At 37.4% G+C, this 13,049-nt stretch carries 12 protein-coding genes; 11 read left to right on the forward strand and 1 reads right to left on the reverse strand.

What is annotated here, in order from left to right; genetic code table 11:
- Window positions 1–4: 4 nt before the first annotated feature.
- The 6 genes from FUA48_RS02605 (at window position 5) to FUA48_RS02625 (ending at window position 8,176) form a co-directional block, all read left to right on the forward strand.
- Window positions 5–3,454: an efflux RND transporter permease subunit gene (locus tag FUA48_RS02605; RefSeq protein ID WP_147581984.1), complete on the forward strand. Its 3,450-nt coding sequence runs from the start codon at window positions 5–7 to the stop codon at window positions 3,452–3,454.
- A 37-nt stretch (window positions 3,455–3,491) separates the two neighbouring features.
- Window positions 3,492–3,722, forward strand: a complete 231-nt coding sequence (locus tag FUA48_RS02610; protein ID WP_147581985.1) for a hypothetical protein — start codon at window positions 3,492–3,494, stop codon at window positions 3,720–3,722.
- 2 nt (window positions 3,723–3,724) lie between these two features.
- Entirely contained in the window at window positions 3,725–6,172 is a 2,448-nt protein-coding gene (locus FUA48_RS02615; RefSeq protein WP_205729428.1) for a TonB-dependent receptor, read from the forward strand.
- A 71-nt stretch (window positions 6,173–6,243) separates the two neighbouring features.
- Window positions 6,244–6,648, forward strand: coding sequence for a hypothetical protein (locus tag FUA48_RS18620; RefSeq protein ID WP_317130701.1), 405 nt, complete (start codon window positions 6,244–6,246; stop codon window positions 6,646–6,648).
- Window positions 6,596–6,976 (forward strand): DUF4198 domain-containing protein, encoded by a 381-nt coding sequence (locus tag FUA48_RS18625; RefSeq protein ID WP_317130702.1) that lies wholly within the window; start codon window positions 6,596–6,598, stop codon window positions 6,974–6,976. Before FUA48_RS18620 ends, FUA48_RS18625 begins: the two co-directional genes overlap by 53 nt.
- 6 nt (window positions 6,977–6,982) lie before the next feature.
- Entirely contained in the window at window positions 6,983–8,176 is a 1,194-nt protein-coding gene (locus tag FUA48_RS02625; protein WP_147581986.1) for a PepSY-associated TM helix domain-containing protein, read from the forward strand.
- 125 nt (window positions 8,177–8,301) lie between these two features.
- Here FUA48_RS02625 and FUA48_RS02630 read toward each other — a convergent pair whose 3' ends face one another.
- Window positions 8,302–8,655, reverse strand: a complete 354-nt coding sequence (locus FUA48_RS02630) for a toxin-antitoxin system YwqK family antitoxin (RefSeq protein ID WP_147581987.1) — start codon at window positions 8,653–8,655, stop codon at window positions 8,302–8,304.
- Window positions 8,656–9,033: 378 nt separating this feature from the next.
- Between FUA48_RS02630 and aspS the strand changes: the two genes are divergently transcribed.
- The 5 genes from aspS (at window position 9,034) to FUA48_RS02655 (ending at window position 13,047) form a co-directional block, all read left to right on the forward strand.
- Window positions 9,034–10,779 carry an aspartate--tRNA ligase gene (aspS, locus tag FUA48_RS02635; RefSeq protein ID WP_147581988.1) on the forward strand — a complete coding sequence of 582 codons (1,746 nt, stop codon included), beginning with the start codon at window positions 9,034–9,036 and terminating at the stop codon, window positions 10,777–10,779.
- Between the two features lie 2 nt (window positions 10,780–10,781).
- The gene (locus FUA48_RS02640; protein ID WP_147581989.1) at window positions 10,782–11,465 is read left to right on the forward strand and encodes a porin family protein; all 684 of its coding nucleotides are present in this window, start codon (window positions 10,782–10,784) and stop codon (window positions 11,463–11,465) included.
- A gap of 124 nt (window positions 11,466–11,589) precedes the next feature.
- Complete coding sequence (locus FUA48_RS02645) at window positions 11,590–11,787, forward strand: cold-shock protein (RefSeq protein WP_129752216.1); 198 nt, start codon at window positions 11,590–11,592, stop codon at window positions 11,785–11,787.
- A 289-nt stretch (window positions 11,788–12,076) separates the two neighbouring features.
- Complete coding sequence (locus tag FUA48_RS02650; protein ID WP_147581990.1) at window positions 12,077–12,442, forward strand: NADH-quinone oxidoreductase subunit A; 366 nt, start codon at window positions 12,077–12,079, stop codon at window positions 12,440–12,442.
- 53 nt (window positions 12,443–12,495) lie between these two features.
- Window positions 12,496–13,047 carry an NADH-quinone oxidoreductase subunit B gene (locus FUA48_RS02655; RefSeq protein ID WP_129752218.1) on the forward strand — a complete coding sequence of 184 codons (552 nt, stop codon included), beginning with the start codon at window positions 12,496–12,498 and terminating at the stop codon, window positions 13,045–13,047.
- The last annotated feature ends 2 nt before the right edge of the window (window positions 13,048–13,049 follow it).

Below are 13,049 nucleotides of genomic sequence, written 5' to 3' on the forward strand. Positions count from 1 at the left end.
CAACATGAGTAAAAAAATAGAGAAAAGTTTCGGCATATCCACCTGGGCCATAAACAACAAGATGACAGTATATGTTATCACGGCCATTATATTTTTGGGTGGACTTATCTCCTACTATTCCATGCCAAGGGAAAGCTTCCCTGAAATTAAGGAGACCAAGATATATGTAAGCTCAATAAACCCCGGCAACTCGGCCGAGGATGTTGAAAAGCTTATAACAAAACCACTTGAGGATGAGTTTAACAACATATCAGGGGTAACAAAAATTACCTCAAATACGCTGGAAGACTATTCCATGATTTTAGTGGAATTTGATGAGGATATTACAGTAGAAGATGCTAAGCAAAAGGTTAAGGATAAAGTAGACAAGGTTAAAGCAGATACCGAATGGCCTACCCTTGATGGGGGGGCTAAAGTTGAGCCTAACACCTTTGACCTTAACATTGCAGAAGAGTTCCCTATACTAAACGTTAACCTTACCGGTGACTTTACTTCAGAAAAATTAAAAGAGTTTGCCGAATATCTTGAAGACCGTATTGAGAGGCTTCCGCAAATTAAGGAAGCTGCCATTCGCGGTGCGGAAGATAAAGAGGTTGAAATTGCGGTAGACATTTATAAAATGGCTGCTGCACAGGTTAGCTTTGACGACATTATTAATGCCGTAAAGTTTGAAAACAAAACCATATCAGGTGGTAGTGTAACCCGCGACGGTATTAAAAAGAACATAAGGGTAATTGGTGAAATAGACGACCCTGCACAGCTTGAAAACATCATTGTTAAGCACCAGGACGGTAAAGTATACCTTAGGGACATTGCTAACGTAACCTTTAAGGAAAAGGAAAGAACAACCTATGCCCGTGAATACGGTAAGCCGGTTGTTATGCTTGACATTAAAAAGCGAAGCGGTAAAAACATGGTTGAAGCCGTAGACGGTGTTAAGGCAATTATCGAGAAAGCTCAGGCAAACTACTTCCCTAAAGGACTTAACATTACTTATGCTAACGACCAGTCTTCAAGAACTATCGCTCAGGTAGACGACCTTGTAAACAACATCATCTTTGGTGTGGTACTGGTGGTTGTGGTACTAATGTTCTTCCTTGGTTTACGTAATGCCTTATTCGTAGGTATCGCTATCCCGTTATCAATGTTCATGTCATACATGATACTTGCCTCATTAGGTATCACGCTTAATACCATGGTGCTTTTTGCGCTGGTAATGGGTCTGGGTATGCTTGTGGATAATGGTATTGTGGTTGTGGAAAACGTATACTCGCTCATGAGTCAGGGTATGTCGCGCAAAAAAGCGGCCATAGAAGGTATTGGTGAAATTGCATGGCCTATTATCGCCTCTACAGCAACTACCCTTGCGGCCTTCTTCCCTCTTGGTTTATGGCCGGGTACTATGGGTAAATTCATGATCTATTTCCCAATGACGTTATCTATTGTATTAGGTTCATCACTGTTTGTGGCATTGGTAATTAACGCGATGCTTACTTCCGACTTTATGAGGCTGGAAGAAAAAGAAATGCCTAAAAAGAGAATGATAATACTAAGCCTTATTATAGGTATTATAGGTGCTGTTACATTAATGGGCGGATTTGCAACAGGATCCGGTGCATTAAAAGGTATGGGTAACCTAATGTTGTTCTTTGTAATAATGATGTGGATTTACAAATACTTCCTGCTTAAGCGTATGGACAAATTCCAAAGGAACAGTCTTGTATGGCTTGAAAATAAATACAAAAACTTTCTGGATTTTGCACTTTCAAGGTTTTGGCCAAGAGTATTCTTTGTAGGAACTTTCCTTATACTAATCGCATCGTTTATTGCTGTAGATGTTTCTCAGCCAAATGTATTGTTCTTCCCGGAAAACCAGCCTAACCAGATAATGGTTTACATAGAATTCCCAGAAGGTACCGATATTAAAAAGACTGATGCCTTTACGAAAATAATAGAGGAAAAAGTATACAAGATTGCCAACAAGTATGTGGAAAACGGCAGCAACTACATGGTAGAAAGTGCAATTGCACAGGTTGGTCAGGGAGCAGGTAACCCACAAACCGAAGGCGGGTCTGAAAACGACATGCCTCACAGAGGTAAGGTAACCCTTACCATGACCGAGTTCAAATATCGTAAAGGCAAAAACAGCCAGGACGTAATGGACGAGATAAGGGAAGTAGTTAAAGGTTATGCCGGTGTATCGGTTATAGTGGAAAAAGAGCAGAACGGACCTCCGGCTGGTTATCCTATCAACATAGAGATTACCGGAGAGGACTACAACCAGATGCTTGCGGAAGCCGAAAAGATGAAAACTTTTATAAACGGTAAAAATATTGCCGGCATAGAAGAGCTTAAAATAGATGTAAACAAACAAAAGCCGGGTGTAGATATCCAGGTGGACATAGACAAGGCCGGGCAGTTAGGTATTACATCTGGCCAGGTAGGCCAAACTTTAAGAAGATCGGTTTACGGGGAAAAAATCTCTACTTATAAAGAAGGTAAAGACGATTATGAAATTAACGTAAGGCTTGAAGAAGACCAGCGTAATGATAACAACATACTGTACAACCAGCCTATTACCTTTAGGAACCAGGCTACAGGTAAACTGGTACAGGTGCCTATCTCTGCTATTACTGAGGCAGAAAACTCAGTTACTTTTAACACGATCAAGAGAAAGAACCTTAAAAGAGTAATCACAGTATACTCTAACGTAACCACAGGTTATAACGGTAACATTATCGTAGAAAGAATTAAAAAAGAACTTTCTGACTATAAGATGCCGGGCGAAATTACCTACTCCTTTACAGGAGAGCAGGAAGAACAGTCTAAAAACATGGGCTTCCTTGTAAAAGCACTTTTAATTGCTTTAGGAGGTATCGTATTAATTCTTGTGGCACAGTTTAACTCGGTATCAAAACCTGTTATTATTATGATGTCGGTAGTATTGAGTTTCGGAGGGGTATTCTTTGGTATGGTATTCTTTGGCGACGACTTCGTAATTATTATGACCATGATGGGTATTATATCGCTAGCAGGTATTGTGGTAAACAACGCCATTGTACTTATTGACTATACCCAACTCCTTATAGACCGTAAACTGGCCGAAAAAGGAATGGACAAAGATGAACTGCTAACAAAAGAGGAATACAGGGATCTTATTGTAGAAGGTGGCCGCAGCCGTTTAAGACCGGTACTATTAACGGCTATTACAACCGTATTAGGGCTTGTACCTCTGGCAATAGGACTTAACATAGACTTCTTTAATTTATTTATTGAGTACAATCCTAAGATTTATTTGGGTGGTGATAACGTAATCTTTTGGGGTCCATTGGCAAAAACCGTAATCTACGGACTTATATTTGCCACTTTCCTTACCCTGGTAATTGTTCCGGTTATGTTCTTCATGCTTCAGAAAATAAAAATCAGGCTTAAAAAACAACCTGTCCACCATTAATACTCTATATATATTTATCTTAAAAGGGCCAATTTGTATGAATTGGCTCTTTTTTTTGTCCTCCCCTATCCAAAAAACAACTGAAAACGCTGAAGATTTACAAACAGAAACTCATAATTTTTTAAATCCTGATAAAAAAAGGGCTAATTTTTTACTTATAATTAATCTAAATAAAGCATTTTTAATTTTATTTAGAATAATTAAAAATAATTTGGTTTCTATTTTACTGCCTTATAATTTTGTTGCCGATAAAATAAACACCATCTAACAATGAATATCTCTATACTAAAAAAAGCACTGTTTAGCCTTATGCTAATCTGTACAGCGGTAGCAACTGCACAGGAACGCGGCAAAATAAACGGTACAATTACCTTGAGCGGCAATACACCTGCCGAAAACATTACGGTGGTTCTTAAGGGAACTGCTTTTTCATCGGTTACAAACACTCAGGGAAATTACGAAATTAAAAATGTAAAACCGGGTAACTATGTACTTCGTGTTTCTGCAATAGGTATCGTGCCTGTTGAAGAAAACATTACTCTGGCAGCCGGACAAACTATTTCAAAAAACTTTACCCTTGCAGAAAGCCAGGAAGAGCTTGATGAAATTGTAATAGACGGTAAAGGAAACAAGTTTACTCGCTCAAAAAGTGCTGTAGTTTCTAAAATGCCTTTAAAAGATATTGAAAACCCACAGGTTTACAATGTAATCACATCAGAACTATTAAAAGAACAGGTAGTTACAAACTTTGACGATGCCCTTAAAAATGCTCCCGGTATAGACAAACTATGGGAAGCAACAGGACGTGGCGGAGATGGTGCAGGCTACTTCTCATTAAGAGGTTTTGCCGTACAGCCAACAATGGTTAATGGTTTACCATCTATCACAAACGGAAGCCCTGATCCTGCAAATATGGAAAGTATCGAAGTTATTAAGGGCCCTTCAGGAACTTTATTCGGTAGCTCTCTGGTATCTTATGGAGGTTTAATAAATATCAATACTAAAAAGCCATATAACTTCTTTGGCGGAAATATATCTTATACTGCCGGTACTTATGGATTAAATAGATTTACAGCAGACATCAACACACCGCTTAACGACGATAAAACTGCTCTCTTCCGTTTAAATGCTGCTTATCATACAGAAAACAGTTTCCAGGATGCAGGGTTTAAAAAATCGCTATTTGTAGCTCCTTCATTATCTTATAAAGTAAACGACAAACTGTCTTTCCTTGTTAATACAGAATTCTTTAATGGAAAAAGCACTAACCAGACAATGCTTTTCTTAGACAGGGGTGCAGAACTTAGGGTACACGACATGAACGAGTTTAAATATGACAACAAACGTTCTTACACAGGTAACGACCTTTATATAGAGACTCCTACGTTTAACATCCAAGCGATAATGAACTACAAACTGTCTGAACAATGGACTTCTCAAACAGTATTCTCAAGAACATCAGCAAAATCTCAGGGATACTACTCTTACCTGTATGAATCAACAAGGTTTACACCTGTAACAGACGGTGTTGTATTAAGCCGTTACATCAGCAACCAAAATTCTGAAACCTACGGGACAGATATACAGCAAAACTTCATTGGTGATTTTGAAATCGGAGGTTTATTCAGAAACAGAATCGTTGTAGGTCTTGACTATTTTAACCGAAATGTAGTTAACAACAGTGGTGCTTATGTAGGTAATGGTTTGATTTATATTGGTGACAACCTTCAGCAGTTTAACGAACTTGTATTAGGTAATACAGATCCGGCTACATTTACAGATGACACTGGTATACTTACCCAGGCCGGTACTGATGCTCTTCTTGAAAACAGCCCTATAAACCCATCAAAAACAAGCCAGGAAACATATAGTGCTTATGCTTCTAATGTTATAAACTTCCTGCCATCACTATCAGCAATGGTAAGTTTAAGGGTAGACCGTTTTGCAAACAAAGGAGACCTGAGTACTACAAGCGATGATTATAACCAAACTGCATTTTCTCCTAAATTCGGTATCGTTTTCCAGCCTATTCTTGATAAAGTAGCAGTTTTTGCTAACTACATGAATGGATTTAACAACATTGCTCCTATAACAGGTACAAGTAATGAGACATTTACTTTTGACCCTGAACAGGCTAATCAGTTTGAAACAGGTGCCAAATTTAACCTTTTAAACAACAAGGTTATTGCTACGGTAAGCTACTATGATATTAAAGTAAGCAATACGGTAATCCAGGTAGCTCCTAATGAATATTCACAAGGAGGTGAGCGTTACAGCAGAGGTCTTGAAGCGAGTGTTACTGCAAGCCCCATAAATGGTCTTAATATTATTGCAGGATACAGCTATAACGACAGTTTACTGGAAACAGCTGCCGAAGGAGATGATTTTGCAGGAAAAAGACCTGAAAGTGCAGGACCCAGAAACCTGGCAAACCTTTGGGCAAGCTATAGATTTAAAGGTGGTAAACTAAACGGATTCGGTCTTGGATTTGGTGGTAACTATGCCAGTAAAAACCTAATCTTTAACAGAAACGTTGGTGGTACATTTACCTTACCGGAATATACAGTACTAAATGCCTCAGCTTTCTATAGCGTAGATGCTTTTAGTATTACATTAAAAGTTGATAACATTACTAATAAGGATTATTATAAAGGCTGGTCTACAATCAGTCCGCAAAAGCCAAGAATTTTCTCAGCAAACGTAACGTATAATTTCTAAGAGCAAACTAAAATAAACTATAAGGCAGTCCCTTCCGGGTTTCGGGAGGGATGTCGTAATTTAAAGAGAATATGAAAAAGTCAGTTTTATTACTATTATTATTTATGGTTTCTGCAAAGTCTTTTGCACACTTTATGTGGGTTGAAACCGCACAAACAGGTAAAGTAAACCAAAAACAGGAAGTAAAAGTTTATTTTGGCGAATACACTTATAATGTAATCGAAAAAGTAAACGAGGAAGCCTTTGGTAAAATGAAAAAGTTTACGGTATGGGTTGTTTCCCCTAGCGGAGAAAAACAACAGCTTATGGTAACTCCGGGAGAAACTTTTTACACAGGCTACTTTACCCCTAAAACAAACGGTACTTACACTGTTGTACTAAATAATAATGAAATTGATGTTATAGACTATACCCAGTATGACTTTGGTATATTCAAAAACACATTACCATTCTGTAGCAAAGGTAGAAGTAGGTAACAAACCTGCCCAGACAGCGGCTATTAACCCTGAAGGGCTAACAATTGTAGACATTACTAAAAAAGAGCACAAAGAAAAAGGGCAAGCTACCTTAAAAGTGCTTTATAAAGGTGAGCCTGTAAAAGGACAGGAAGTGACCGTATTTATTTCAGACCTTTGGTCTAAAAAAGTATGGACAGATGAAAACGGACAGGTACAGTTTACATTCCCTTGGAAAACAAAATATATTCTTGAGGTAACAACAAAAGAAGAAATTCCGGGAAATTATAACGGTAAAGAATATCAGTTTATATGGCATTGTGCCACTTATGCTATTCCTTTAGGATAAAAGTTTATGAGCAAAAAGAAAGGTAAAAAGAAAGGCTTTAAGCATTGGATAGGTAAAATGCACTTATGGCTGGGGTTAACCTCCGGCCTCATGGTTTTGTTCCTTGCCGTAACAGGATGCATTTATGTATTCAGTCAGGAAATTGTAGAGTGGCAGCGAAGTGATGAGATTTACGTTCCTGAGGTTAAGGAAAACCGTCTGCCTGTAAGTGCACTATGGAAACAAACACAAAAAGCAATTGGCGACAGCATTCAGATAAACGATGTTCACGTTTATAAAAACCCTGAAAAATCGCTGGAGTTTCATTGCTTTAAGGCAAGTCCTGAATCAGAATCCATATGGTATTTTAATACCGTTGAATACTATTATAAGGTATATACCGATCCTTATACCGGTAAAGTACTTGGCATTTACAATGAGAAGATGGATTTCTTTAATATTGTAAAGATGCTTCACTGGAGCCTTTTACTTAAAACCGAGATTGGCCAGCCCATAGTAGGTTGGGGTACCTTTATTTTTGTAATAATGCTTATTACAGGTATTATACTATGGTGGCCTAAAAATAAGGCAGCCCGCAAACAGCGCTTTAAATTCCAGTGGAAAGATTCTACACAGTGGCGCAGGAAAAACTATGACCTTCACAACATCCTTGGTTTTTACATTTCTGTCATAGTGATTATAATTGCCTTTACCGGAATGGTTTGGGCATTTACCTGGTTTCAGGCAATCGTTTATGTGGCAGGTTCGCAAAGCATAACACCTCCCGAGGTCGTAAAGAAAGAGTCGGTTATAAGTAATAATGATAAAGACATCGCTTTTGATAAAGCATGTGCCTATACCGAAAAACAATATAGCGATGCCGATGCTTACAGTATAGGCAAACCAGTGGAAGACAAAGGAGTTATTGATGTATATGTACAGCAATATCCGGGTAAATATTATGTATACCACCAGCTTATGTTTGACCAATACACCGGTGAATTATTACATAAGCGCAACCACAGCGAAAAGAACTTTGGTGAAAAACTTATTACGGCAAACTACGATATACATGTGGGTGCCATACTTGGCATTCCGGGTAAGATAATTGTCTTTATAGCCAGCTTTATAGCGGGTATGCTACCGGTTACTGGCTTCCTTATATGGTGGGGACGAAGAAACAAAAAAGTAGGAAAAACAAAGCCTACAGTTTCTAAGTAGCAAACAATATAAAAAGTAATTTACGGCCACAGCCGTATCTTGAGTTAGTGTATTCTATTTTTTACAAAAAAAGGCTGTAAGTATAATCCTTACAGCCTTTTTCAATAAATAAGTTTTTTAACGACTTACTTATTTAAAACTACAGCTTCTTTAGACCACTTCTTAATATCTGCGATCCTGCTGTCATTATAATCTACCTCGTTAAGGATAGACCCGGTCCAAAAGAACCATTTTCCTGTTTTTTCTCCATTTACATACTCTCCTATCGCCTGTTTGGTTCCGTCTGCATTATAAGCCACCCACTGTCCGTGAAGCTTACCATCCTTATTATAATAACCCTGTTGTTTAACCTGTCCGTTATCATAATAAAAAGTTGCTTTAACAGTTTGGCTTTCTAATTCATATTTTGGCTTTGGAGTCTCTTGTGCTGTAACAAAACATGCTGATAACAGCAATCCGGCAATAATTATCTTTTTCATATCTCGTTTTGTATTTATATTTACTATTATTACTACGAATATACAAAATTATTTTACACTAAATATACATTGACTTAACAATTTGGTAACATTGAAATAAAATTTAACATACACATATTGTACAATTTACACTGAAACACCAGTAAATACTAAGCCTTTCGGAGATTTTTTGTTTTACATAAAAAATTCTTTAACTTAACATTAAGTTTACATTAAAAACTCAATATTTTAAGATTTAACCTACAATATTGATGTATTACATTAAATCCTCTCCTTATATATAAAGGTATATTTCTAAAATAATTTATTTTGACTGCCTAAGTATGAGCATAATTGGTAATTGTTGCTAAATTTGCACATCTAAAATTAATTGAGATAATGTATAGAAGTCATAATTGCGGAGAGCTTAACGCTTCGCATATCAGTCAGGAAGTAACTTTAGCAGGATGGGTACAAAAAACGCGTAACAAAGGTTTCCTTATATGGGCCGACCTTAGAGACCGTTATGGCATTACGCAGTTAATATTTGACGAGGCAAGAACACAAAAAGAAGTTTTTGAACTTGCTGCAACATTAGGCCGTGAATTTGTTATACAGGTAAAAGGTACTGTTATAGAGCGCGAGTCTAAAAACCCGAACATGGCTACAGGAGAAATAGAAATCCTGGTAAAAGAGCTTACTATACTTAATGCTTCACAAATCCCTCCGTTTACGATTGAAGACGAAACAGACGGTGGTGAAGATATCCGTATGAAATACCGTTACCTGGATATACGCCGTAACCCGGTAAAAAACAGTCTTCTTTTCCGTCACAAAGTGGCAATGGAGGTTAGAAATTACCTTTCAGGACAAGGCTTTATCGAGGTAGAAACTCCGGTTCTTATCAAATCTACTCCGGAAGGAGCACGTGACTTTGTTGTACCTTCAAGAATGAACGAAGGACAGTTCTATGCACTTCCGCAATCACCACAAACATTTAAGCAATTGCTTATGGTAGGCGGTATGGATAAATACTTCCAGATCGTTAAGTGTTTTCGTGATGAGGATTTAAGAGCCGACAGACAGCCGGAATTTACACAGATAGACTGCGAAATGGCTTTTGTGGAGCAGGAAGATATTATCCAGATATTTGAAGGCTTAACACGCCACTTATTAAAAGAACTTAAAGGCATTGAAGTAGGCGCATTCCCAAGAATGACCTATGATGAAGCCATGAAAAAATATGGTAACGACAAACCGGACATCCGTTTTGGAATGGAATTTGGAGAACTGAACGAAGTTGCCCAACATAAGGATTTTGGTGTATTCAACAGTTCAGAACTTGTTGTGGGTATTGCCGTACCGGGCGGTGCCGCTTATACCAGAAAAGAAATAGACGGACTTATTGACTGGGTTAAACGCCCTCAGGTAGGTGCCAGCGGAATGGTATATGTTAAATGTGAAGAAGGCGGAACCTATAAATCATCTGTAGATAAATTCTACGACCAGGAAGATCTTAAAAAATGGGCCGAAGCTACAGGCGCTAAAGAAGGTGACCTTATATTAGTACTTTCGGGCGATGAATTTAAAACACGTACTCGCCTAAGTGCTTTACGTATGGAACTTGCAACCCGTTTAGGTTTAAGAAAACCGGAAGAGTTTGCTCCGCTTTGGGTAGTAGACTTCCCTCTATTAGAATGGGATGAGGAAACAGAAAGATTCCACGCTATGCACCACCCGTTCACATCGCCAAAACCAAACGATATCCCGTTACTGGAAACCGAACCGGCTAAAGTTAGGGCTAACGCTTATGACCTTGTACTTAACGGAAATGAAATAGGTGGCGGATCTATAAGAATACATGACAAAGCTACACAACAACTGATGTTTAAATATCTTGGTTTTACCGAAGAGCAGGCTAAAGCACAGTTTGGTTTCCTTATGGATGCTTTCCAGTATGGTGCACCTCCTCATGGCGGACTTGCTTTTGGTTTTGACAGGCTTGTTGCTATACTTGGCGGACAGGAAACAATACGTGACTTTATTGCATTCCCTAAAAACAATTCAGGCCGCGATGTAATGATTGATGCACCATCAACTATTGATGATGCACAGCTTAAAGAATTACATATACAGCTTAAATAAACATGAAAAACTTATTATTCTTACTGTGCTTTACATTTATATCAACAACTGTAAAAGCTCAAAGTGATGATATAGAAAGACCTTCTGTAGGATTTAACGTAGGTCCTACTTTGTCCAACATAAGAGGAAATGAAGCTGCAGACAAAAACAAATATGCATTTAACTTTATGGCAGGTGTATCTTTTGAACACCCGGTTAGCCGTCAGTTTTCAATTTTAGCTAATATAAATTACGAACGAAAAACCTTTAAACAGGATATAGTATTTGACGGGTTTCAAGGAAATTTCGATCCTATCGTAGACCCTGCTTTTCAAACTGGCGAAATAACTTTTAGAGGTACTTTACATTATATTACAATACCTTTAGATATAAGGTATTATATAGGTGAGAGTAAAAAAATATTTATTAATGCCGGTCCATATGCATCTGTATTTATTGACGACAGTTATACTCTTGACGGTGATAAAACAACTGACGGTGATAGCGAAGCCAATTTTAAAACGATGGATTTTGGCATTAATCTGGGTATAGGAACAAAATTTGCATTATCTCAAACTCAGGCTCTGAGTGTTGAATTAAGACACAATTATGGCCTCACTGATATAAGTGATATGAAACATATAAATGAAAATAAGGTAAAAACTAATGCCTTTAATTTAATAGTAAACTGGTCTTTCCAATTATAAGTTTAAAATTTTATAATAAATTCAATGTAAAATAATAATTATAAAAAAATTTTAACATTTTTTCTTTGCGGTGTCATAAATAAGTTTATCTTTGACCCATTATTAATTATTTTTTTATTACACAATGCGCACAGGCAAAGTAAAATTTTTCAATGAGTCTAAAGGTTACGGATTCATTACAGACGACGAAACAGGAAAAGACATTTTCGTTCATGCTACAGGAATCAAAACGGAGGATCTTCGTGAAGGTGACAAAGTAAGCTATGAAGAAGAAGAAGGAAGAAAAGGTAAAGTAGCTGCTCAGGTAGTAGCTATTGACTAATATAAAAATATTATCGATTACCTATTAGGCTTAAGCCGCTCTGTTATAGAGCGGCTTTTTTTGTTAATAACACACTTAAAATCATTTTTTTAAATATTTTTTTAAGAATAAATTAACATCTAAAATCTATTTTTAAACATTCAATATTCTGATTGAAAACAATATAGTTTTTATTTTTATTAGTTCTAAATAAAAATTAAGCCAATAGGACTCATCAATGAGCAAATCCTTTAAATAGTTCAGGCAGGACATGTATATTTGTGAATTGATTTAATAATTTAACCCAGTTATGCAAACAAATCAGGTAGACTATTTCCCTATATTTATGCAAATGGCGCTTGCCGTGGGCTTTGTGGTTGCGACCATTATTGTTTCTAACTTTTTAGGACCAAAAAGGCAATCGGTAAACAAGGATAAAAACTTTGAATGTGGTATAGAATCCGTAGGTAATGCGCGTATACCCTTCTCAGTAAAATACTTCTTAGTTGCCATACTATTTGTATTATTTGATGTAGAGGTAATTTTCATGTATCCGTGGGCCGTAAATTTCCGCGATATGGGATTTGAAGGCTTTTACAAAATGGGCATCTTTATGCTGCTTCTAGTTGTAGGCTTCTTTTATGTAATTAAGAAAAAAGGACTGGAGTGGGAATAGTATTAGGTATGCTTTTTGAGGCATAATTACCTGATAATCAAAATTAAATTACTATGAGCAATTCATCAGATATAAAATTAGTAGACGCTCCCGAAGGAGTGGAAGGAAACGGATTTTTTGCAACAAAGCTTGACTCAGTAGTGGGTCTTGCCCGTGCTAACTCATTATGGCCTCTTCCGTTTGCAACATCATGCTGCGGTATTGAGTTCATGGCAACCATGGCATCACACTATGATGTGGCACGTTTCGGATCAGAGCGTATGAGCTTCTCTCCTCGTCAGGCAGACATGCTTTTGGTTATGGGTACCATTGCTAAGAAAATGGCCCCTATCCTTCGTCAGGTTTATGAGCAGATGAGCGAACCAAGATGGGTAATCGCTGTAGGTGCCTGCGCATCATCAGGTGGTATATTTGACACGTACTCTGTACTTCAGGGTATTGATAAGGTAATACCGGTAGACGTTTATGTACCGGGATGCCCGCCAAGGCCTGAGCAGATTCTTGAAGGCATAATGCAGCTTCAGGAAATCGTTAAATCAGAATCAGTTAGAAGAAGAAATTCTCCTGAGTATAAAGAATTATTAGCTTCTTATAATATTTCATAAAG

Source organism: Flavobacterium alkalisoli (assembly GCF_008000935.1).
Taxonomy (GTDB): Bacteria; Bacteroidota; Bacteroidia; order Flavobacteriales; family Flavobacteriaceae; genus Flavobacterium; species Flavobacterium alkalisoli.